The following is a 22,968-nucleotide window of genomic DNA, read 5'->3' on the forward strand; positions in this document are numbered from 1 at the left end:
ACGCCGATGACCGCGTGGTGTGTCCAGCGCCCGCGCACATGCCGGTGCCCTGCGCGCGAAAGCTCGTACGCAGGGCACCTGGGCAGTTCGGCTTCAGGTCAGGCCACGACCTGGCCTTCGTGCAGCTTGCGGATGTCGTCCGCGTCGTAGCCGAGGTCCGCGAGCACCTCGTCGGTGTGCTCGCCGAGCAGCGGCGCGCCCTTGATGTCGGGCTGGAAGCCGGAGAACTTGATCGGGCTGCCCACAGTCAGGTAGGTGCCGCGCTCCTTCTGCTCGACCTCGACGATCGTGCCGCTCTTGCGCATGCCGGGGTCCTCGGCGAGCTCCTTCATGCTGAGCACGGGGGCGCAGGGCACCTCCCACTCGCGCAGGATGTCGACCGCCTCGTACTTGGTCTTGTCGGCGAGCCACTTCTCGATCTCGCCGAAGATCTCCATGATGTGCGGCTGGCGGGCCCGGGCGGTGGTGTACTCCGGGTCGTCCTTCCACTCGGGGTGGCCGATGGCGTCGGCGGTGCGCGCCCAGTTCTGCTCCTGGATCGTGAAGTAGATGTAGGCGTTGGGGTCGGTCTCCCAGCCCTTGCACTTCAGGATCCAGCCCGGCTGGCCACCGCCACCGGCGTTGCCGCCGCGCGGCACCGCGTCGCCGAACTCGCCGTTCGGGTACTGCGGGTACTCCTCCAGGTAGCCGACCTTCGCCAGGCGCTGCTGGTCCCGGAGCTTGACGCGGGTCAGGTTGAGCACGGCGTCCTGCATGGACACCGACACCTTCTGGCCCAGCCCGGTCTCGTTGCGCTGGATGATCGCGGTCAGCAGGCCGATCATCAGGTGCATACCGGTGTTGCTGTCGCCGAGGGCCGAGCCGCTGATGGTGGGCGGACCGTCCCAGAAGCCGGTGGTGGACGCGGCGCCGCCGGCGGCCTGGGCGACGTTCTCGTAGACCTTGAGGTCGTTCCACTTGGAGTCGTCGTTGAAGCCCTTGATGGAACCGAAGATCAGACGCGGGTTCAGCTCGTGGATGCGGTCCCACCCGAGACCCATGCGGTCCATGGCGCCGGGCCCGAAGTTCTCCACCAGGATGTCCGACTCCCGGATCAGCTTCTCCATGACCTCCTTGCCCTCGGTGGTCTTGGTGTTGATGGCCAGCGAGCGCTTGTTGCTGTTCAGCATGGTGAAGTAGAGGGCGTCGAGGTCCTCGATGTCCCGCAGCTGACGGCGGGTCACATCGCCGCCGTCGATGCGCTCGACCTTGATGACGTCGGCGCCGAACCAGGCGAGCATCTGGGTGCATGCGGGACCGGCCTGGACACCGGTGAAGTCGATCACCTGGATTCCGGCGAGCGGCTTTTCACTCATGTTGGCTTCCTTCTCGTGAATGATCTCGTGCGGGGGGGAGTTCGAGGTGAAGGCGGTTACTTCTCAGGCGGTTACTTCTTCGCCGCCGTGATGTTGCCGACGGTGATGCCCTTCGGGTTGAGGTGCGAGATGTGACCGCTCTCGGTGCCGGCCGAGGGGTCGATCACGCAGTCGATGAGCGCCGGGCCGCCCGAGGCCAGTGCCTCGGTGAGGGCGGCGGTGACCTCGGCGGGCGTGGTCGCGCGATAGCCCTTGCCGCCGAACGCCTCGATCATCAGGTCGTGGCGGGCGGCGAGCATCAGGGTCGTCGGGGACGGTGCGTCGTCGAGCGGGTTGACGTCGTCGCCGCGGTAGACGCCGCCGTTGTTCATGATCACGGTGACGACCGGCAGCTTGTAGCGGCAGATCGTCTCCAACTCCATGCCGCTGAACCCGAAGGCGCTGTCGCCCTCCACGGCCACGACCGGCGCGCCGCTCTCGACGGCGGCGGCGATCGCGTACCCCATGCCGATGCCCATGACGCCCCAGGTACCGCTGTCGAGGCGGTGACGCGGTACGTGCATGTCGATCACGTTGCGCGCGATGTCCAGCGCGTTGGCGCCCTCGTTGACGAGGTAGGTCTCGGGTCGTGCGTGGATGACATCGCGTACGGCCTTCAGGGCGCCCATGAACTGCATGGGGTGCGGGTCGGCCTTGAGCCGCTCCGCCATCTTGGCCACGTTCTGCGCCGAGCGTGCCCCCAACTCCTCCCGCCAGGCGGCGGGGGCCGCGATCTGGCCGGGCTTGGTCCGCTCGGCGAGCGCGTCGAGGACCGACTCGATGTCGCCGACGAGCGGGGCTGCGATGGGCTGGTTGCTGTCCATCTCCCTGGGCTCGATGTCCACCTGGATGAACTTCGCGTCGGGGTTCCAGCTCGGTGCCTCGCCGTGGCTGAGCAGCCAGTTGAGGCGGGCGCCGACGAGCATCACGACGTCGGCCTTCTTCAGCGCCATCGAACGGGCGGTGGCCGCGGACTGCGGGTGGTCGTCGGGCAGCAGGCCCTTCGCCATCGACATCGGTACGTACGGGATGCCGGTGGACTCGATGAACTGGCGGATCCTGGCGTCCGCCTGGGCGTACGCGGCGCCCTTGCCGAGTACCACCAGCGGCCGCTCGGCGCTCGCGAGGAGCTCGATCGCGCGGTCCACCGCCTCGGGCGCGGGCAGTTGGCGCGGCGCCGGGTCGACGAGCCGGCTCAGCGTCCTGGCACCGGCCTCCGCGTCCATGATGGAGCCGAGCACCGCGGCGGGGATGTCGAGGTAGACCCCGCCGGGGCGCCCGGAGATCGCGGTGCGCAGCGCGCGGGCGATACCGCGGCCGATGTCCTCCACCCGGCTCACCCGGTACGCGGCCTTGACGAACGGCTGAGCGGCGGCGAGCTGGTCCATCTCCTCGTAGTCGCCCTGTTTGAGGTCGACGAGGTGGCGCTCGCTGGAGCCGGAGATCTGGACCATCGGGAAACAGTTCGTGGTGGCGTTCGCCAGTGCGACAAGGCCGTTGAGGAAGCCCGGCGCGGACACCGTCAGGGCCACGCCTGGCTTCTTCGTGAGGTAGCCGGCCGCCGCGGCCGCGTGTCCCGCGTTGCTCTCGTGACGGAAGCCGATGTAGCGGATGCCCTGCGCCTGAGCGAGGCGGGCCAGGTCGGTGATCGGGATGCCGACCACCCCGTAGATGGTGTCGACGTCGTTCAACTTGAGCGCGTCGACGACCAGGTGGTACCCGTCGGTGAGCTCGGTCGGAACGTCGGCGGTCGCCGCTGTCTCCAGTGTCGAGGGGGCGGTCATGGTCCGAGGTCCTCCTTGGGCAGGTCCTGCCGGTGCGGCTACTCATCTCACCTTCCTGACCTGGCCTCCCCGCGTCCAAGACCCATCGACGACCAGCTGATAAACAGCATCTATCGATGGCTGGCGGAGGCCCCCGACCTGCCCCGCAACTCCCTTGATAGACACCTGCTATCGGGCGTTCGCCACTGCGTATTGGACGCGTACCGCGCACCACCGCACGCTCGCAGAGGACTGCTTCATCGGACAGGGCACGGAGAGGTGGGGTCATGGCCGTTCCGGCGGCGGCATCCGTGCGCGGCGCGGACCGGTACCAACCTCCGGAGATCACCGGCCTTGCCGATCTCCTCGACCGGCAGGTGCGCGAGCGTCCGCGGGCCCGGGCTCTCATCGTCACCGGGGACCGGGTGCACCTGTCCTACCGCGCCCTCGCGGCCCTGGCCGACGACGTGGCCGCCCGGCTCGGCGGCACGGGGCTGCGCCGCGGCGACGCGATCGGACTGGTTTGCGCGAACAACGCCGAGTTCGTCGTCGCGCTCCTGGGTGCGGCGCGGGCCGGCCTGGTGGTCGCTCCGCTGGACCCGGCGCTGCCCGGGTCACAGCTGTCCGCCCGGCTCGAAGCGCTCGGTGCGCGGGCGCTCCTCCTCGGGCCGGCCGCCGCCGACGCCCCGCCCATCGCTCAGGTCCGGGTCCCGACCTGGCCCCTGCGCGTCGTCGCCTCCCGTGCCGGGACGGCGGCGGTCGCCCTGGACACCGGCGCGCGTGCGGTTCGCGACGTCCGGGGCGCGGCCCACGAACTCTCGGACCACGACGCCCTCGTCCTGTTCACGGCGGGGACCACCGACCGCGCCAGGATGGTCCCGCTGACGCACGCCAACGTGGCCGCGTCCGTGCGCGGTATCTGCGCCACGTACGAGCTGGGGCCGGGCGACGCGACGGTCGCGGTGATGCCGTTCTTCCACGGCCACGGACTGTTCGCGGCGCTGCTCGCGTCGCTGGCCGGCGGAGGATGCGTGCTGCTGCCCGAGCGGGGACGGTTCTCGGCGCGCACGTTCTGGGACGACATGCGCGCTGCGGCCGCCACCTGGTTCACGGCGGTCCCGGCCATCCATGAAATCCTCCTGGACCGGGCGGAGATCGCGTACCCGGGGCCGCAGACGCCGCCGCTGAAGTTCGTACGCAGTTGCAGTGCCCCCCTCAACACAGCGACACAGCGGGCGCTGGAGCGCACGTTCGGGGCACCGCTGCTGTCCGCGTACGGGATGACCGAGTCCACGCACCAGGTGACCAGCGAGCCGCTGCCACCGCGAGGGCCCCTGAAGCACGGGTCGGTCGGCCGGCCCACCGGAGTGGCTCTGCGTGTCGTCGACCAGGACGGGCGTACGTGTCCGGTCGGCACCCAGGGTGAGGTGTGGGTGCACGGCCCCACGGTCGCCCGCGGCTACCTCGGCGATCCGGGCGAGACGGCGCGCAGTTTCACCGACGAGTGGCTGCGCACCGGAGACCTGGGCGCACTCGACAAGGAGGGGTACCTGTCCCTCACCGGGCGTATCAAGAACCTCATCGACCGCGGGGGCGAGAAGATCTCGCCCGAGCATGTCGAGGACATTCTCGCCGGATGTCCCGGAGTCGCCGAGGCGGCCGTGTTCGCCATCCCCGACGCGACGTACGGGCAACGGGTCGGTGCCGCGGTGGTCGTACGCGGGGGCGAGGGCATCGGCGCCGAGCAGATCCTTCGGTACTGCCGTGACCGGCTGGCCTCCTTCGAGGTACCCGACCGGATCGCGCTCGTCGCCGCTCTGCCGCACACCGCCAAGGGAGGGCTCGACCGGCTCGCGGTGGAGGCCCGGTACGCGCCGTGACGCCAGGCGCGTACCGGCTCATCGCACGCGGTGCTCGGCCGGCAGTGGCTGGTTGAAGAAGTCGTCCAGCGCCAGGCCCGTGGCCGCGTTGACGAAGGCCCGGGCAGCTACCGAACCCGGGGTCGCCGCGTGGATCGCCACCGAGACCTGGGCACCTGCCTCCGGGTCGACCAGGGGCAGAGCTCTCGTCCTGCCGATCACCGGCATCGCACGCAACCACGTGTGGGGCACGATGCTCGCCCACTCCCCGCCGCCCACGTGCGCGTAGAGGGAGGCGATCGAGTCCGTCTCCACCTGCGGGGTCACCACGAACCCCTTGTCCGCGAAGACGCCGTCGATGATCTGGCGGATCCGCATGTCGGGCGTCAGGAGCGCGAGCGGCAACTGGGCCGCGTCCGCCCAGGTCATGGTGGATGTCTGGGACATCAGCTGATCGCCCGAGATCAGCAGCATGTACCGCTCCTGGTACAGGGGAACGACCTGCAGGCCTTCCCGGTCGCCGGGGTCGAAGTGGGCGATCGCCACGTCCAGTTCGAAGTCGCGCAGCTGGCGGTGCAGCTCCTTCGTCGACAGGCGGGAGCGGACCTGCACCTTGGCCAGCGGGTGCGCCGCACAGAACGCGGCCACGGGCAGCGCCAGGGTCGTCGACGCGGTGGGGTCCGTGCCCAGCCGCAGCGTCCCGGTGATGCCCGACTGCACGGCGGCCACCTCGGCCTTGAACGCGTCCTGCTCGGCGAGGATCCGCTTGGCCCACACGACGAGCCGTTCGCCCTCCGGGGTGAGGCCCTGGTAGTTGTGCCCCCGGTTGATCAGCGTGACGTTCAGCTCCCGCTCCAGCTTGGCGATCGCCGCCGAGAGCGCGGGCTGCGACACATAGCAGGATTCCGCCGCCCGGGCGAAGTGCCTCTCCCTGGCCACCGCTACGAAGTACTCCAGCTGGCGGAACAGCATGAACGACTCCTCGCTGAATGCCATGTGATCGGCCAAGCCTACCCACCCTGACCGGCCGCGCCCTTGGTCCGGCAGCGGCGTACCGCGCTGAGCGGGTCTGGCGAAGTCCGGTGCGGTGCGGCAGCGCCCCGAAGGGGCGCGGGGCTGTCACCTGTGCGGCTCCGCCGCGTGGGCGCGACCAGCCACGACGGACCCGCAGATGACGCACCGGACTTCCAGCGGAGCGCTTAGGCGGGCGCGGACGTCTGAGGCTCCGTACCGGCCGTGACGGCCCTACCGTGCCGCGCCAAGACGCCGAGGCACTGCGCACCGCCGGGCCCGACCGGGTCAACGTCTCGCTCGACACCCTGAGCCCGGAGGTCTTCCGCACCCTCACCTGGCTGGTCGACGGCGGGCCCGGCCGGGTCGGGGTGATCGCCTCGTCACCCGGCCGTTCTGCCGCGACTGCGACCGCACGCGGCTCACCGCCGACGGGCAGGTCCGGGACTGTCTGTTCGCCCGCGAGGAGTCGGGCCTGCGCACCGCCCTGCGCTCCGGTGCGTCCGACCAGGACCTCGCCGAACGCCGACGCGCCGCGATGTGGGACAAGAAGGCCGACTCGGGTCTCGGCGACCCGTCCTTCCTCCAGCCCCGACGCCCGATGTCCGCGATCGGCGGCTGACAGCCCGCCCAGTGCTGGGGGCCGGCGGGGCCGCACCGGCCCCGAGCGCCGGTGCGGCCCGCCGGTCAGCGCATCAGCCGCACGGCGGCGACCACCAACGGGTCGAGCCCGTCCGCTCCGGCGTCCACGAACTCGTACAACCGGGTGCGCATGCGCGGGTCCCAGAACCTGCCCAGGTGTCCCGCGATCGCCTCGGCGGCCAGCTCGCTCGGCAGGTGTCCATGGTGCGCGGCGATGTCGTTGGCCATCCTGGACTCCGGTGGCACTGTGCCCGCCATCTCAGTCCACCACCGTGACCAGTTGGCCGTCCTCGGCTTCGGCCACCTTCGTGTCACCGCGCTCGAGCGGGTGCGCGAGGCCGACCTGTACGGCGGTCACCTTGTACTCCGGGCAGTTGGTCGCCCAGTCCGAGTTCTCCGTGGTCACCACGTTGGCGCCGGTCACGGGGTGGTGGAACGTGGTGTAAACGACGCCGACAGGCATCCGGTCGGAGATCTCCGCGTGCAGGGTCGTCTGCCCGACACGGCTGGCCAGCGTCACCAGATCACCGTCCTTGATGCCACGTTCCTCGGCGTCGTGCGGGTGCAGCTCCAGGATGTCCTCGGGGTGCCACGCGACATTGCCGGTACGGCGGGTCTGCGCCCCGACGTTGTACTGGCTGAGGATGCGGCCCGTGGTCAGGACCAGGGGGAAGCGCCGGGTGCTGCGCTCGTTGGTCGCCACGTAGCTGGTGACCACGAACTTGCCCTTGCCGCGCACGAATTCGTCGACATGCATGACCGGAGTTCCCTCCGGAGCCGACTCGTTGCACGGCCACTGGACGCTGCCGAGCTTGTCCAGCACATCGAAGGAGACACCGGTGAAGGTCGGTGTGACCGTGGCGATCTCGTCCATGATCCGGCTCGGGTGGTCATAGGACATGGGGTAACCCATCGCGGTGGCGATCTCGCTGATGATCTGCCACTCGTGCTTGCCCGTCTTCGGCTTCATCACCGCGCGCACGCGGTTGATACGGCGCTCGGCGTTGGTGAAGGTGCCGTCCTTCTCCAGGAACGACGCACCGGGCAGGAAGACATGCGCGAACTTCGCCGTCTCGTTGAGGAACAGGTCCTGTACGACGACCAGTTCCATCGCTTCGAGCGCGGCGGTGACGTGCTTGAGGTTCGGGTCGGACTGAGCGATGTCCTCGCCGTGGACGAACAGGCCCCGGAAGGACCCGTCGATCGCGGCGTCGAACATGTTCGGGATCCGGAGTCCGGGCTCGGCGAGGATGGTGCCGCCCCAGAGGTTCTCGAACACATCGCGTACGGCGTCGTCGGAGACGTGACGGTAGCCGGGCAGCTCGTGCGGGAACGAACCCATGTCGCACGAGCCCTGCACGTTGTTCTGACCGCGCAGCGGGTTCACGCCGACGCCGTCCCGGCCGATGTTGCCGCATGCCATCGCGAGGTTGGCCATTCCCATGACCATGGTCGAGCCCTGGCTGTGCTCGGTGACGCCGAGGCCGTAGTAGATGGCCCCGTTGGGTGCGTTCGCGTACAGCCGGGCGGCCGCCCGCAGTTCCTCGGACGGTACGCCACTGATCTCCTCGGTCGCCTCCGGGCTGTTCTCCGGGCGGGCGACGAACTCCGCCCACTCGTCGAACCCTTCGCACCGCTGCTCCACGAAGGCCAGGTCGGCCAGGCCCTCGGTGACCACCACGTGCGCCATGGCGTTGACGACGGCGACGTTCGTGCTCGGCCTGAGCTGGAGGTGGTGCGCGGCCTCGATGTGCGGCGAGCGCACGAGATCGATGCGGCGCGGATCGACCACGATGAGCTCGGCGCCCTCGCGCAGGCGGCGCTTCATCCGGGAGGCGAACACCGGGTGCCCGTCCGTGGGGTTCGCGCCGATCACCATGATCACATCGGCCTCGGCGACCGACCGGAAGTCCTGGGTGCCGGCCGACTCGCCGAAGGTCTGCTTGAGTCCGTATCCCGTCGGGGAGTGGCAGACGCGGGCGCAGGTGTCGACGTTGTTGTTGCCGAAGGCCGCGCGCACCATCTTCTGTACGACGTAGACCTCTTCGTTGGTACAGCGCGACGAGGAGATGGCGCCGATCGAACTCGATCCGTACCGGTCCTGGAGCTCGCGCATCTTCGTGGCGACGGTGCCGATGGCCTCGTCCCACTCGACCTCACGCCACGGGTCGGTGATCCTTTCGCGGACCATGGGCTTGAGGACCCGGTCGGGGTGCGACGCGTAACCGAAGGCGAAGCGGCCCTTCACACAGGAGTGGCCCTCGTTCGCGCCGCCGTCCTTGTAGGGCACCATCCGCACCAGCTCGTCGCCGCGCAGCTCGGCCTTGAACGAGCAGCCGACACCGCAGTACGCGCACGTGGTGACCACCGACCTGGTCGGCATGCCGAGTTCGACCACTGAGCGCTCCTGAAGCGTCGAGGTCGGGCAGGCCTGCACGCAGGCCCCGCAGGACACGCACTCGGAGTCCAAGAAGGTCTCGCCGGCGCCCGCCGAGACCTTGGAGTCGAAGCCGCGCCCCTCGATGGTCAGCGCGAACGTGCCCTGCACCTCGCCGCAGGCCCGCACGCAGCGGGAGCAGGCGATGCACTTGGACGGGTCGAAGTCGAAGTACGGGTTGGACGTGTCCTTCTCGGCATCGAGGTGGTTCTCGCCCTCGTAGCCGTACCGCACCTGCCGCAGTCCGACCACGCCGGCCATGTCCTGCAACTCACAGTCGCCGTTGGCCGGGCAGGTGAGGCAGTCCAGCGGATGGTCGGAGATGTAGAGCTCCATGACGCCCTGGCGGAGCTTCTCCACCTTCGGCGTCTGGGTGCTCACCTTCATCCCGTCGGCGCACGGTGTGGTGCAGGACGCCGGGGTGCCGCGCCGGCCGTCGATCTCCACCACGCACAGCCGACACGAGCCGAACGCCTCAAGGCTGTCGGTGGCGCACAGTTTGGGTATGTCGACGCCGGCGAGCGCGGCGGCGCGCATCACCGACGTGCCCTCCGGGACGGTCACCGGCAGGCCGTCCACCTCCACCGACACCGTCGCCGGGCCGGGCCTTTCCGGGGTTCCGAAGTCGGGTTCCTTGAGGAGTGTCATGCCGTGCCCTCCGTCCTCACGCCAGTCGCTTGTACGGGTTGGATCTCCAGGCTTCGACGGCCGCCGAGGAAATCGTCGGGGAAATGAGCGAGGGCGCTGCGTACGGGCATCGGCGTCAGTCCGCCCATCGCGCACAGCGAACCATCGGTCATCAGGTCGCACAGATCCTCAAGCAACGCCAGATTCTCGTCCCGGTGCTCACCGGCCACGATCTTGTCGATCACCTCGACACCGCGCACCGAACCGACCCGGCACGGTGTGCACTTGCCACAGGACTCCTCGGCGCAGAACTCCATGGCGAAGCGCGCCTGGGCGGCCATGTCGACGCTGTCGTCGAACACCACGAGGCCGCCGTGGCCGACCATCGCACCGGCCGCCGCGAAGGCCTCGTAGTCCATCGGCAGGTCGAACATCGACGTCGGCAGATAGGCGCCGAGCGGCCCGCCGACCTGCACGGTGCGCACCGGGCGCCCGGAGAACGTACCGCCGCCGTAGTCCTCGACGAGTTCGCGCAGGGTGACGCCGAACGCGGTCTCCACGATGCCGCCGTGCGCGATGTTGCCGCCGAGCTGGAACACCTGGGTGCCGCGCGAGCGCTCGACGCCGAGTTCCTGGTACGCCTTCGCCCCGTCTGCGAGAACGATGGGGACGGTGGCCAGCGTGAGGACGTTGTTCACGACCGTCGGTTTGCCGAACAGGCCCTCGATCGCGGGGATCGGCGGCTTGGCGCGGACCATGCCCCGCTTGCCCTCCAGGCTCTCCAGCATGGAGGTCTCCTCGCCGCAGATGTACGCGCCGGCGCCGACGCGTACCTGCAGGTCGAAGTCGAGCGCCGAGCCGAGGATGCCCTTCCCTAGCCAGCCGTGCTCACGCGCGATGCCGATCGCCGCACGCATCGTGGCCACCGCGTCGGGGTACTCCGAGCGGATGTAGAGGTAGCCCTCGCTCGCGCCGACCGCGTGTGCGGCGATCGTCATGCCCTCGATGAGCATGAACGGGTCGCCTTCCATGACCATCCGGTCGGCGAAGGTCCCGCTGTCGCCCTCATCGGCGTTGCAGCAGACGAACTTCAGCTCGTCCGTGCATCCGAGCACCGTCTTCCACTTGATACCGGCCGGGAATCCCGCGCCGCCGCGGCCGCGCAGCCCGGATTCGGTGACCTCCGTGACCACGTCCTCGGGGGCGAGTTCCAGCGCCGCGCGCAGCCCGGCCAGTCCGCCGTGCTCCAGATAGTCCTGGGTCGACAGCGGGTCGGTCACGCCGACTCTGGCGAAGGTGACGCGTGTCTGGCGTGCCAGCCAGGGCAGTTCGTCCACGACGCCGAGCCGCAGCGGGTGGTCGGCTCCGTCGAGCATGCCGGCGGCGAGGAGTCCCTCCACCTCCGAGGGGGCCACCGGTCCGTACCCGACGCGGCCGTGCGGGGTCACCACCTCGATCAGCGGCTCCAGCCAGAGCATGCCGCGCGATCCGTTGCGTACCACTTCGATGTCGAAGTCTCCGCGAGCCGCCGCCAGTTGCAGGGCGTCCGCGACCTCGTCCGCGCCGACGGATCTGGCAGCCGAGTCGCGGGGGACGTAGACCTTCGCCGTGGAATCCGACCTCGGCGTGGAATCCGACCTCGCCGTGAAGTCCGACCTCGCCGTGAAGTCCGACCTCGCCGTGAAGTCCGAATGTGCCGTGGAGTCCGAAGAGTTGTTCATGAAGAGACCGTCCCGTTGAGGATCGCGCCCAGCTGGGCCGGGCCCACTCGTCCGTGCAGCCGACCGTTCACCTCTACCGTCGGCCCGAGAGCGCAGTTGCCGAGGCAGAAGACCTGCTCCACGGTCACCGCGCCGTCCGCCGTCGTCTCCCCGAGGGACAGTCCGGCCTCGCGGGCATAGCCCACCAGGCTGCCCGCGCCCAGGGCCTGGCAGGCCTCGGCACGGCATATCCGCACCGTGGTGCGTCCGGCAGGCTCGCGGCGAAAGTCGTGGTAGAAGGTCACCACTCCGTGGACGTCCGCACGGGAGAGGTTGAACTCGTCGGCGAGCACCGGTATCGCCTCTTGCGGCACATGGCCCAACTCGGCCTGAACGGCGTGCAGTACGGGCAGCAGCGCGCCGCGCTGACCTCGGTGACCGGCCGCCACCCTCCGCACCACGTTCTCGACCGTCACGTCACTCCCGCTGGTCGTCATGATCGCTCCCCAAGGGCCGATGGCGATGCTTGCAGGGGACTGGGACACTACCCCATACAGGCTTCTGTATACAGAACTCCGTCGACGAACATCGCCGGCCGAGGCAACCGAGGCAACCGGAAGGCGCCCGGCCGAGGGGCGGCCCTCGACAGCGCACGCCCCATGTTGCATACCAAAACCTGTATACTGAGGCCGCCGTCGGCAACCCTCTCGGCGGCCATCACTTGGTATTGCCGTCGGCTCCGCCGGCCCGGTGGCAGAACGGGGCAACCATGCGCGAGGCACTCACGGCCGCTGCGTCCCGGCGCGTCACCCGCCCGGCACCGCTGCGCCAGGCCGTCTACGACGCGCTGACCGAACTGATCGTCAGCGGCTCCCTCAAGCCCGGCCAGCACCTCGTCGAGGCCGAACTCGCCGAACACCTCGGCGTCAGCCGCCAGCCGGTACGCGAGGCGCTGCAACGACTCCAGACCAACGGCTGGGTCGACCTGCGCCCCGCCCAGGGCGCCTTCGTGCACTCCCCCACCGAGGAAGAGGCCGTCCAGCTGCTCAGCGTCCGCGCGGTCCTTGAGACCTACTCGGCCCAGCTCGCCGCCCAGAACGCGAAGCCCGAAGACGTCGAACGCCTCTGGGAGTTGCAGCAGGAGGGCGTCGAAGCGCTCGCCGAGGGTGATGTCGAACGTCTGGTCACCGCCAACACCGCTCTGCACGCCTACATCACCTCCATGGCCGACAACGCCGTACTGACTGAGCTGATCTCGCAGGTGGGCCAGAAGGTGCGCTGGTACTACACGCCCATCGCCCAGCCCCGCGGCAAGGAGGCCTGGAACGAGCACGCGCAGCTCATCAAGGCCATCGCCAAGGGGAACGCGGACCGCGCGAGCGAGATCATGCGCAAGCACACCGAGCGCACCACCGACTTCTATCGCAAGCAGATCGCTGCCGGGGCGGGCCAGGACTGACCGGACGGGCCGCCCCCGCAGCCGGATTCACGACGACGCGAGGGAATCGGTGACGCGGCGATCGGGCCGGAGCGGGACGTCGGCCACCGCCGAATGAACCGCCTCGCCGCCGACGGCGGCCTGTAGTTCGAGCAGCCACGGCAGGACGGTGCGCAGCACGATGTCGAGCCCACCGCCGTCCGGTCCGAGCATGGCGTCGGCGGGAACCAGGACCGGGTCGGCGAACACGGTGGACGTCGCACTGCCACCTGGCCCTCCCCCGTCGGGCCGGGCCGGCACGAACAGGTCCGGGGCGTGCGCGGGCACCACCCAGAGCGTCAGGCCGTCCGGCGCGGTGACCGGCCGGGAGGACCAGACGTAACTGTCGGCTTCTCCCGCCGCGACCACCTCATGCTTACGGGCACGCAGGGCGACCACATCTCCGGAGCGGGCGGCGCTGGAGCGTGCCGCCCAGAGCTCCCCCCGCACGCCCTGTTCGCCGGGGCCGTCCTCGGCCAGAGCGAGGCTGCCGAGGTGGCGACCGGCGGCGATCTCACCACGGACCCAGTCGCTGCCGTACGACTCGATGACGGCGACCGCCGCATAGTGGGACTGGAGCACGGCCGCCGTCGCCGGGCAGACGCGTGCGACCCGTGCCACCACCTCGGCGGCATCCGGCAATCCCATGCCGCCGCCGCCGAATTCCGTGGAGACGGTGAGTCCCAGCAGCCCGGCGCCGCCGAGGGCGGTCACAGACCCGCGGGGAAATCTGCCCTGACCGCCGGTCACTTCGGCGGACGGCGTGATGACTGTGCTCAGGACTTCAGAGAGAGCGATGCGGTACGACACGGGGTGACCCCCTCCTCGGGAACGCAGCTCTGCGCGAGAGCGAGCATGATTGCATACAGTATTCTGGATCCTTCCGGAGCGCCAGAGGCGAGGGAAGGGCAATCAACCAAGGGGGGGTTTCCGCGATTTCGCGCCACAGACGACACAGGCGACACAGACGACACAGGCGATGTAGACGATGCAGTCGACGCAGACGGCATGCAGCAGCGTCTGCGCCGGCACACCAGGAACACCGCCGACTTCTACTGCAAGCAGATCGCCGCGGTGGCCGCCCAGCGGAGGGGATGACCCGGGGCGGCTCGGCAGCGGGAACGGGAGTGGCTCAGTGCCGTGGGTCGATCGGATCGATCTCCCGCAGCAACCCCGTCGACACGTCGAAGACGAAACCTCGGACGTCATCGGTGTACGGCAGGAACGGCGACGTCCGCACCCGCTGCATCGACTGCCGTACGTCCTGATCGACGTCCCGAAATGCCTCGACGGCCCACGCCGGCCGCTGCCCGACCTCCATCTCCAGTTCGATCCGGAAGTCCTCGGTCAGGCTCTGCAGTCCGCAGCCGGTGTGGTGGATGAGTACGACGCTGCGTGTGCCCAGCGCGCGTTGACTGATCGTCAGGGAGCGGATCGTGTCGTCGGTGACCACTCCGCCCGCGTTACGGACGGTGTGACAATCGCCCAACTCCAATCCGAGCGCGGCGTGCAGGTCGATCCTGGCGTCCATACAGGCCACGACCGCGACGCGCAGGACGGGGCGGGCGCCCATGCCTGGGTCGACGAATCCGGCGGCGTAGGCGCGGTTGGACTCCACGAGCCGGTCGGTGACCGTCCCGCCGCCGGGAATCCTGCTGGTGGACTGAGCGAGACGGGGGGCCGGTGTCGACATGCTGGGCTACCTCACTCCGGTCGAGCGCCTGGGAGACAGATGTAGGTCACCCCTAAGGCGGGCAGATCCGTATACGGTATGAAGTAGCCAGTATTCTTCGTCCACCCGCGATCCCTTGTCCAGAGTCCGCGCAGTGGTTTCCCTTGGCAGGGCGAGGAGTTGGGGCGGGCACCGAACTCCCGCTCGGAGACCGGCTTCGGCCAGGTCAGGCCAGGCCGTGAGAGGTGGTCCACGCGAGAACGACTTCTAGGTGATAAACGCCGACTATCAAGCGTGCGCCGCCCCCTTTGACCGGCCCCGTCGACGGCCACGGTCAGATCACCCCTTGCGCCTTGAGCATCGGCAGCTCGTCATGCGAGATGCCGAGCTCGCCGAGGTAGATCTCCTCGTTGTGTTCGCCGAGCAGCGGGGACCGCTCCACCTCGACCGGGGAGTCGGACAGTTTCAGCGGGTTGCCGACCGTGACGTACGAACCGCGCTCGGGGTGCTCGACCTCGACGACGATCCCGTTGGCGGCGAGCGAGGCGTCCTCGATGATCTCCTTGGTGGACAGGACCGGACCACAGGGGATGTTGTGGGCGTTGAGCGCCTCCAGCACCCGCAACTTGGGGAGTGTGCTGGTCCATTCCTCGATGAGCTGGAACATCTTCTCCAGCTTGGGCAGCCTGGCTTCGGGGGTGGCCCACTCGGGGTCCTCGGCGAGTTCGGGCCGGCCGATGAGCTCGCTGATCGGCTTCCAGCCGACGGGCTGGACGATGACGTACACGTAGTCGTTCGGGCCGCCCGGCGCACACCTGACCGCCCACCCCGGCTGCCCGCCGCCACTCGCATTGCCCGACCGGGGAACCTCGTCGCCGAAGTCCTCGTTGGGATATTCAGCGAGCGGGCCATGGGCCAGGCGCTGCTGGTCGCGCAGTTTCACGCGGCAGAGGTTGAGCACGGCATGCTGCATGGCCACGTTGACCCGCTGGCCGCGGCCGGTGTGGGTGCGCTGGAAGAGGGCGGCGAGGATGCCCGCGACGGCGTGGATGCCGGTGCCGGAGTCGCCGATCTGGGCGCCGGTGGCGAGTGGGGGGCCGTCTTCGAAGCCGGTGGTCGACATGGATCCGCCCATGGCTTGGGCGACGACCTCGTACGCCTTGTAGTTGGTGTAGGGGCCTTCGCCGAAGCCCTTGATGGAGGCGTAGACGATCTGGGGGTTGATCTCGCGGATGCGGTCCCAGGTGAAGCCCATGCGGTCGATGGCGCCGGGTCCGAAGTTCTCGACCATGACGTCGCTGCGGCGGATCAGTTCCGTGAGGATCTGCTGGCCGCGGTCGGTCTTGGTGTTGAGGGTGATGCTGCGTTTGTTGCTGTTGAGCATCGTGAAGTAGAGGGAGTCGACGTCCGGGAGATCGCGCAGCTGCTTGCGGGTGATGTCACCGGTCGGCGCCTCCAGCTTGACCACATCGGCGCCGAGCCACGCGAGGATCTGCGTTGCGGACGGGCCGGACTGCACGTGCGTCATATCCAGGACGCGCACGCCCTCGAGAGCCTTCGTCATGATCGCCACCTTCGCGGTTCCGGGATCAGGCCATCCATACTGTAGATTGCATACCGTATGGAGTCGCTTCATGGTTGCGGCAGGAGCGAGGGATGTCCAGGGGGCGCCGAAGAATTCGTACCGCTACTTCGGCGGGAGCCGCACTCCTCCGATCACCGGAGGGACGGCGAGCTGATCTCGCGCCCGCCTGCTCCAAGCGCCCAACCACGGGCGCACTTACGCCTCTTCAGATGCCGTCACCCGTTCCAGACGATGTTGCAGACGTAGACGCACGAGTGTCGGGGAACCGCGAGGAACTGGATGAAGCCGCGTCCGCCGAAGATGGGGAAGTTCCTCAGCCCGCCGGGCTTGTCCTCCGGTCTGCCCCCTGCCGTTTCGGCGTCGCCGCCCAAGGCGGCGAGTTCGGTGGCGATCCGCTCCACCTCAGCGATCACGCCCACGGGGAGCCCAGCCGTCAGGTGCTCCTCGCTCGGGTTGTAGTCCCACTTCCAGTCGGTCACAGTCCGGCCTCGGCCTCCGCCTCCACGTGGATCTTCCTGATCTCCGTGATGGCATCCGCTGGATCCTCCACCCCGCCGCTCACCACCTCCTCCAGGTGCCGCAGGCGTGCGGCTCGTGAGGGATAGCGCTGGATCGCGACGAACACGCCCCACGTGTGGACGAAGGTGCGCAGCGGCGCGAGAGACTGGGCCTGCTGAGCGCTGGTGGTCGCGTCGACGAGATCACGGACGAACACCGGCATACGGCTCGGCGTCAGCTGCTCGACGGCGGCACGCAGGGCATCGGGGGTCAGAGCGGGCATGGGGATGAGCGGCTCACCGGCCTGCGGCTGCGCGGGCAGTGCGGTCACGGTCGTGCTCCCGGTTCGAGGGTGGGCGTTGACTGCGATCTCGACGGTACTCGCACCGCGCCGGATCGACTGCCGGATCGACGCACAGGTACGACCCGACCACACCGAGTGTCCGGTCGGCGTCTGTGCGATTGCCGCCGCGCCGAGTCGCCACGCGGCCTCCAGGGGATAAGGGGGTCGCAAAGAGTCGCACGTCCTACAGGCCAGCACGCGCCAGCAGGACTGCCAATGCCCCCGGCTTGACCTTCTGCACCGACCGCACCTGGCCGAGTTCCAGCTCGTCCCGGCCCACCGGGTTGCGGTACAGCGCGTCCGTGGGCCTGGGTAGCAGGGTCACGTCGACCCGGTAGGGGAAGTCGGAGTCGTCGGGGTCCTCCTGCGGCTCCCTGTCGACCTCGGCCACCGCGGCGACCGCCGACTCCGGTTGGCTGAAGAAGTACCACAGGCGGTCGCCCGGGTTCATGCGGTTGCGTCGGCTTAGCCAGAGGTCGAGTTCGGGGTCCTCGTGGGCGAGGCGGCGGATACCGCGTAGGGCCCGGAGACTCTGGCCGTCACACCGGCAGGGGGATGCGGGCGCAGAACCAGTACAGGCTGACGGCCACGACGGGAGCCGTCAGCGCGGGCAGGGCCCAGCGGTGCGCGGGGGTCCGGCGGAGCAGCGCCAGCGGCGGGAACAGCAGGGCGGTGAGGCACAGTTGCACCGCCTCGATGCCGACGTTGAAGCTCAGGAGCGACAGCAGCAGCTCCCAGGACCAGCTCTCGTCGATGCCCAGCGCGCCGGCGAAGCCCAGGCCGTGCAGGAGACCGAACACGAAGACGACCGGCAACCGCCATCGGGCGGTCCGGTCGCGGTCGCGGTACCTGAGGTTGGCGAGGGCCACGACGACGATCGACGCCGCGATGACCGGTTCGACGACCGCTCCCGGTACGTCCACGACGTCCATGGCCGCCAGCAGGAACGTGATGCTGTGTGCGGCGGTGAAGGCGGTCGCCGTGAGGACGACGTCGCGCAGGCCGCGGGCCCCCATGAGCAGGGACAGCAGGAAGAGGATGTGGTCCAGGCCGAACAGCAGGTGCTCGGCACCGAGCAGGAAGAACTCCACGACCTGGCGCGGCTCCTGGTGTTCGGCGGTCTTCAACGTCGGCTCCGCGGCGGTCAGGACCACGGAGCCCCGCTGCCCGTGGAGGTCGTAGTCGACGATCGTCTCCGTGCCGTGGACGAAGGTCTCGGCGTCGGGGAACAGCGCGCTGGAGATCTCATGGGTGCCCCCGGCGCCGCCCGCGCACGCGTAGGTGAGCGTCAGCACCGCGAAGGGTCGACTGCCGCGGGTGTGGACGTCCGCGTCGCCCGCCATGGTTGGCGTGCACGGTTTGTCGTCGTAGGTGACGGCGAAGCGCTCGGTGACGTACTCGGTCACGGCGTCGGCGTTGACCCGCAGTTGGCGAAGCTGCTCGGCCCGGTCCTTCGCTTCGTACGCCTCCGCGTAGAGCCAGGCCGACTTCATGAGCAGGTCGTACTCGAGGTCGAGCACGGCCTCGGCGTCGGTGCCGGTCACCTCGGCGTAGGCGCTGGTGCTCGCGTCGTGCGCGGCGGCCGGGGCGGGATGGACGAGGCCGGCTGTGACCAGGCCGCAGAGGATCGCCGCGGCGGCGAGGACGGCTGCGGGCAGCCGGCGGAGCGGCAGCCGGCGGGAGAGTAGCGGGAACGAAGGCACGGTGAGGTCTCGGGATTCCGGATCGGAGGCCTGGAGAATGGTGGCGGCCGCCGCCCCGGACTTGCTCGGTCCGTCCGGGGCGGCGGCGATCGGTGCTGTCACGTCATCCGGTCACTGTCGATCACTGTCGACTCGACGGGGTGAACCACCGGTACTCCTTGGAGTCCGGTCCCCAGGTGCCGGGACGGCCGTCGGCGTCCTTCGTGACGAAGACGCTCGGCTCGGACGCGGTCACGCCGCCGCCGGTGGAACGCGCCGTGACGAGCCACCCGTAGGCCGTGCCGGGCTTGAGGTCCTTCCACGTCACCGAGGCGATCTCACCGGAGTCGACCCGGCTCGTCCCGATGACGCTCACGGGGTTGTAGAGCGCGAGCGAGTCGGTCTTGAAGGTCGTCGTACGGGTGCTCAGGTCGACCGGCAGGACCATGTTGTCCTCGAGCCCGTTGTAGCGGTGGCTGGTGTCGTACTCGGTGGCGCCGAACTCGTCGAGCAGCGGGGAGTACGTGTCCACGATCAGCTCGGAACGGTCGACGTCGAACTGGAGCATCCGGAAGAAGCTCGCGCCGAACTGCAGCTGATCGGTGGGCTGGTAGCCGCCGATCTCGGTGAGCCCGAGCCGGTCGGCCGACACCGTGTAGAACTGGTAGTCCGCCAGCAGCTCGACGACACCGTGGCCGACCTGGCCCACCTTGGTCTTCACGTTGGTGCCCACGCCGTGCTCGTGGCCGGCGAGGATGAGGAACACGTTCGGGTTGTTCTCGACCACCTTCTTGTAGAGCATCGAGCCGTCGGGCGCGGAGAACTTGGCGCCGCGTCCGTCGGGGTTGCTGCTCGGCGCGAGGTAGTCGTGCGAGAGCAGGATGCCGTTGCGGTCGGGATACCGCTCGAAGACAGAGTCGGCCCACTCCGCCTCCTCGCGCGTCACGCCGTACGACAGGCCGACCACGACGAAGTCGAGGCCGCCCGCGGAGAACAGGTCGTAGTGGTTCTGGTTGTCGCCCGCGCGCCACGGGCCGCCGTACTCGGCGTGCTCCCAGCCCTTGGACAGCGCCGCATAGCGGTCGGGGCCGTAGTACTGGTTGTAGAGCGCGCCCGGACCGTTCTCGGTGCCCGACTGGTTGTCGTGGTTGCCCGCGATGACTCCGTTCGGGACGCCGGCGCCGTCCAGGACGCCCTGCTGCCTCGAGGACACTTCGAACTCGCCGACGACCTGCTGCCGGGTGGCCTCGTCGGCGGGCTTGCGGATGTTGTTCTCGATGATGTCGCCGGTGTGGGCGACATACGCGATCTTGCGGGCGGTCTTGTTCTTCTTGATCCAGTCGACGATGCCGCCGTAGGCGGACTCCCAGACGGCGCGCTCCTCGGCGGTCTCCTGCTCCACCGCGCCCTCGGAGAGGTATTGCGTGTCGGTGAAGTGGACGAGCGAGAAGTCGTAGGAGCCGGGGTCGGCGAAGCGGTTCGGGTCGCCCGGGTCGATGTCGTCGGCGAACGGGTCCTCACCCGTCACCATGACGTGGACCTTCTGGTGGTCGATGTACGTGCGGTCGACGACCGCGGTCAGGACGGTGTCGCCCTCGGCGGCGCCGCGGGCGCTCGTCAGGACGTCCCATGCCTCGGTCCGCGTGTTCCACACCCGCAGCGCCGCCAGCCGCTCGGGGTCGATGACGCCCTCCCAGCGCAGCACCGGGGAGTCCACGTGCCCTTTCACCTCGACGTCGAACCGCTGGTACGTCACGTCCCGGCCGGCCGGGGCGTCGAGCGTCTCGCCGTCGGCGGGCTCAAGTCCCCTGGCCGATACGCGCTTCTCGCCCTTGACCCGCAGCGTGGTCGGGACGGACGCGGCCGTGCCCTTGTACACCTGGTTCGGGGTGAGGATCTTGGCCTGGGAGAACGTCGCGTCCACCGTGCCGCCGTCGGGCTCGGCCACCTTCGCCGAGAGCGTCACATCGCGGTCCGCGTCGGTCGTGCCCGACGCCGGGGTGAGGTCCGCGGGGACGTCCGGGATGCCCGCGGAGGAGAAGACGACCTTACGGGTCCCGGTGTTGCCGAGGCTGTCGGTGGCGGTCACGGACAGGGTGTGCTCGCCCGCCGTCAGGCCGGGGCCCACCGGGGAGCCCAGGTCGATCGGCTCGCCGTCGAGTTTGACGTCCGGTCCGGTCACGACGCCGGAGGCGTCCTCCACCCGGACGTCGAGGACGACCGCCGCGGTGATCTTCTGACCGGCGGCCGGGGTGCTCTGCGCGACCTTCGGGGCCGAGTTGTCGCTGACCAGGGCGCGGGTCGAGGTCTGGCCCGTGGTGGAGGTCGCGGCGAGAGTGTGCCTGCCGTCCTCGATCTTGGTGGTGTCGAGGTCGGCACGCAGGCCCCGGGCCGGACCGTCCACGAGGAACTCCAGGTCGATCTCGGTCAGCGGAATCACGTTGTCGCCACAGTTGCCGTCACCCATGCCGTACAAGCTCTTCAGCATCTGGCCGGTGGCCGTGCCGTTTGCCGGAGTGACCGTGATGCCGGAGATCGCGAAGTCGTCACGGTTGTCGCCGCACGACGTCGGGAAGGTGCCGGTCACGAAGTCGACCGTGTTCCATCCGGGCACGAGCCACTCGTTCGGGAACGTCAGATCCACGTGCCGGCTCACGAAGTCGCTTTCAAGCAGCAGCTTCTGACCGTTGATGAGCACATGGTTGCCGTAGCGTGCCTCGATCGAGTTGCCGCCCACGGTGAAGCCGAGGGTCGCGTCGCCCGAACCGAGCGTCTGGGAGACATGCACCGCCGGGGCGTCGATCGTGTAGCGCAGCGTGGCCTCGCGCAGGGCGGTGTCGCTGCTGCCGCAGGTGCCGTCGCCCATGCTGTACGACGCGTCGATGTCCTGCCCCGTCACCGTGGCGCCGTCGAGAGCGAGCGCGAGGTGGGAGATCGCGAAGTCGTCGCGGTTGTTGCCGCAGGACTCCTTGTAGTCGCCGGTGACGACCTTGATCGTGTTGTCGCCGGGCACCAGGAACCGGGCCGGGATCGCGATGTCCACCCGCTGGTTCACCCAACTGCCGCCCAGGTCCACGCGCTTGCCGTTGACGAGCAGGTAGTTGTCGAACTTGTCGTCGATCGAGTTCGCGGCAACGTCGAAGGAGAACGTCGCGGCGCCGTTGCCGAGTGTGGGTTCGGTCTCTGGCGCCGCGCCGTCGACGGTCAGCGACTTGACGCCGCTGTCACCGCCCGCCGGGGTCGTCGCGAAGACCGGCTGCGTGCCCTTCACGAGCGAACCGTCCTTGGGCAGCAGACGCGGCGCCCCCTCCGGGGTGTTGTTCACGGTCACGGTGTGCTTGACGGATGCGCCCGAGGCGGTCGTAGCGGTGATGGTGTGCTTACCGTTCGCCAGCTTCGCCGTATCCACGTCCGCGGTGAGTCCGGTGGTGCCCTGGGGGTCGCCCAGGACGAAGAAGCTGAGCGTCGCCTTCGTGAGCAGCGAGGTGTTCGAGCCGCAGCTGCCGTCGCCGAAGGAGTACGTGTACTCGTTCTCCTCGCCGTCCGCGATCTCGCCGAGCAGCTCGAGGCCCACGTCCGACAGGACGAAGTCGTCGTAGTTGGTGCCGCACGAGCTCTCGACCGTGCCCGCGAAGACCTCGACCTTGTTCTCGCCCTTCACGAGATGCTCGTTCGGGATCTCGATCGTCGCCCGCTCGTTGACGAGGTCACCGATGTCCACCCGGTACGCGCCGTTGACCAGCACGTAGTTGTGGTAGCGCGCCTCCGTCGAGTTCGACCCGACGTCGAAGCTCAGCCGGGACACCCCCACCGTCCGGTCGGCGTCGAGCTCATCCCCGTCGATCGCGAGGCCGGTCACATCGTCGTCGGCCGCGGTCGGAGTGGCCGCGACCTTCGCCGTGCCCTCCAGGTACGCACCGTCGTGCGGAGTGAGCGTCGGCGGACTCGTGGTGCCGCCCGGCTCGACCTCACCCGCCTGCCGTGTCACCGGGCCGGGATCGGCGGGTGCGGCCACGGCGTTCCCACTCATGCTCGTGAGCAGCACGCCGGCCATGACCGCGGCGGCGAGAGGGGACCCGCCCCATATGCCACCGAACCGTCTTCGTCGCGCTGTCGGCTCCATCAGCGGAAGTCCCTCCTGTCGCCCAAAGGTGAAGGGCTCACTACGGCGCTCCGCAGCATGCCCATGGCAACCATCTTGGGCAGCACAGGTGAACTGGGCGGGGTCAGGCGCCAAAGGCAGAGGAAATACGGACGCAGCGTCATCCAGCAGGAAGC

General features: G+C 69.2%; 17 protein-coding genes and 1 pseudogene. 3 read left to right on the forward strand and 15 right to left on the reverse strand.

The genetic code is table 11. The annotated features are described in order from the left end of the window. Nucleotides 1-98: 98 nt before the first annotated feature. Entirely contained in the window at nucleotides 99-1,355 is a 1,257-nt protein-coding gene (frc, locus tag C4B68_RS05630) for a formyl-CoA transferase (RefSeq protein WP_099502761.1), read from the reverse strand. Nucleotides 1,356-1,426: 71 nt separating this feature from the next. Beyond that, nucleotides 1,427-3,178 carry an oxalyl-CoA decarboxylase gene (gene oxc / locus C4B68_RS05635; RefSeq protein ID WP_099502763.1) on the reverse strand — a complete coding sequence of 584 codons (1,752 nt, stop codon included), beginning with the start codon at nucleotides 3,176-3,178 and terminating at the stop codon, nucleotides 1,427-1,429. 266 nt (nucleotides 3,179-3,444) lie between these two features. Here oxc and C4B68_RS05640 point away from each other — a divergent pair, with 266 nt between their 5' ends. Continuing rightward, nucleotides 3,445-5,037 carry a FadD7 family fatty acid--CoA ligase gene (locus C4B68_RS05640; protein WP_099502765.1) on the forward strand — a complete coding sequence of 531 codons (1,593 nt, stop codon included), beginning with the start codon at nucleotides 3,445-3,447 and terminating at the stop codon, nucleotides 5,035-5,037. Nucleotides 5,038-5,055: 18 nt separating this feature from the next. On the opposite strand, the gene C4B68_RS05645 is transcribed toward C4B68_RS05640, so the two are convergent. Beyond that, on the reverse strand, nucleotides 5,056-5,988 hold the full coding sequence (locus C4B68_RS05645; protein ID WP_099502767.1) for a LysR family transcriptional regulator: 933 nt from the start codon (nucleotides 5,986-5,988) through the stop codon (nucleotides 5,056-5,058). Between the two features lie 377 nt (nucleotides 5,989-6,365). Here C4B68_RS05645 and C4B68_RS05650 point away from each other — a divergent pair. After that, nucleotides 6,366-6,649, forward strand: a pseudogene (locus tag C4B68_RS05650) (GTP 3',8-cyclase MoaA); the annotation flags it as partial. Nucleotides 6,650-6,714: 65 nt separating this feature from the next. Here C4B68_RS05650 and C4B68_RS05655 read toward each other — a convergent pair. Genes C4B68_RS05655 through C4B68_RS05670 form a run of 4 tightly spaced genes read right to left on the reverse strand, consistent with a single transcriptional unit; the run spans nucleotide 6,715 to nucleotide 11,930 of the window. Further along, complete coding sequence (locus tag C4B68_RS05655) at nucleotides 6,715-6,897, reverse strand: formate dehydrogenase subunit delta (RefSeq protein ID WP_099502769.1); 183 nt, start codon at nucleotides 6,895-6,897, stop codon at nucleotides 6,715-6,717. A gap of 31 nt (nucleotides 6,898-6,928) precedes the next feature. Next, nucleotides 6,929-9,754 (reverse strand): formate dehydrogenase subunit alpha, encoded by a 2,826-nt coding sequence (fdhF, locus tag C4B68_RS05660; protein WP_099502771.1) that lies wholly within the window; start codon nucleotides 9,752-9,754, stop codon nucleotides 6,929-6,931. Further along, entirely contained in the window at nucleotides 9,751-11,454 is a 1,704-nt protein-coding gene (locus C4B68_RS05665) for a formate dehydrogenase beta subunit (protein ID WP_240634187.1), read from the reverse strand. The genes fdhF and C4B68_RS05665 overlap by 4 nt, the downstream gene beginning before the upstream one ends. Then, complete coding sequence (locus C4B68_RS05670) at nucleotides 11,451-11,930, reverse strand: NAD(P)H-dependent oxidoreductase subunit E (RefSeq protein WP_099502773.1); 480 nt, start codon at nucleotides 11,928-11,930, stop codon at nucleotides 11,451-11,453. The genes C4B68_RS05665 and C4B68_RS05670 overlap by 4 nt, the downstream gene beginning before the upstream one ends. A gap of 272 nt (nucleotides 11,931-12,202) precedes the next feature. Here C4B68_RS05670 and C4B68_RS05675 point away from each other — a divergent pair, with 272 nt between their 5' ends. Then, nucleotides 12,203-12,892: a GntR family transcriptional regulator gene (locus tag C4B68_RS05675; RefSeq protein WP_180289294.1), complete on the forward strand. Its 690-nt coding sequence runs from the start codon at nucleotides 12,203-12,205 to the stop codon at nucleotides 12,890-12,892. Between the two features lie 27 nt (nucleotides 12,893-12,919). Here the strand turns inward: C4B68_RS05675 and C4B68_RS05680 are convergent, their stop codons facing one another. From C4B68_RS05680 to C4B68_RS05715, 8 genes are all read right to left on the reverse strand, one after another. Further along, a complete protein-coding gene (locus C4B68_RS05680) occupies nucleotides 12,920-13,720 on the reverse strand; it encodes an acyl-CoA dehydrogenase family protein (protein ID WP_099502777.1) in 801 nt (266 codons plus the stop codon). Between the two features lie 322 nt (nucleotides 13,721-14,042). Beyond that, on the reverse strand, nucleotides 14,043-14,603 hold the full coding sequence (locus C4B68_RS05685) for a beta-class carbonic anhydrase (RefSeq protein WP_099502779.1): 561 nt from the start codon (nucleotides 14,601-14,603) through the stop codon (nucleotides 14,043-14,045). A gap of 313 nt (nucleotides 14,604-14,916) precedes the next feature. Then, nucleotides 14,917-16,146: a formyl-CoA transferase gene (frc, locus tag C4B68_RS05690; RefSeq protein WP_104880065.1), complete on the reverse strand. Its 1,230-nt coding sequence runs from the start codon at nucleotides 16,144-16,146 to the stop codon at nucleotides 14,917-14,919. Nucleotides 16,147-16,382: 236 nt separating this feature from the next. Next, on the reverse strand, nucleotides 16,383-16,646 hold the full coding sequence (locus C4B68_RS05695; RefSeq protein ID WP_099502781.1) for a hypothetical protein: 264 nt from the start codon (nucleotides 16,644-16,646) through the stop codon (nucleotides 16,383-16,385). Continuing rightward, the gene (locus C4B68_RS05700) at nucleotides 16,643-16,996 is read right to left on the reverse strand and encodes a DUF6247 family protein (RefSeq protein WP_306511380.1); all 354 of its coding nucleotides are present in this window, start codon (nucleotides 16,994-16,996) and stop codon (nucleotides 16,643-16,645) included. The genes C4B68_RS05695 and C4B68_RS05700 overlap by 4 nt, the downstream gene beginning before the upstream one ends. Before the next feature lie 196 nt (nucleotides 16,997-17,192). Beyond that, complete coding sequence (locus C4B68_RS05705) at nucleotides 17,193-17,459, reverse strand: EVE domain-containing protein (RefSeq protein WP_240634189.1); 267 nt, start codon at nucleotides 17,457-17,459, stop codon at nucleotides 17,193-17,195. 88 nt (nucleotides 17,460-17,547) lie between these two features. Beyond that, nucleotides 17,548-18,813 carry a HupE/UreJ family protein gene (locus C4B68_RS05710; protein WP_240634190.1) on the reverse strand — a complete coding sequence of 422 codons (1,266 nt, stop codon included), beginning with the start codon at nucleotides 18,811-18,813 and terminating at the stop codon, nucleotides 17,548-17,550. A 19-nt stretch (nucleotides 18,814-18,832) separates the two neighbouring features. Beyond that, complete coding sequence (locus C4B68_RS05715; protein WP_143674362.1) at nucleotides 18,833-22,720, reverse strand: metallophosphoesterase; 3,888 nt, start codon at nucleotides 22,718-22,720, stop codon at nucleotides 18,833-18,835. Between the last annotated feature and the right edge of the window lie 248 nt (nucleotides 22,721-22,968).

It is taken from the genome of Streptomyces dengpaensis, assembly GCF_002946835.1.
GTDB lineage: Bacteria > Actinomycetota > Actinomycetes > Streptomycetales > Streptomycetaceae > Streptomyces > Streptomyces dengpaensis.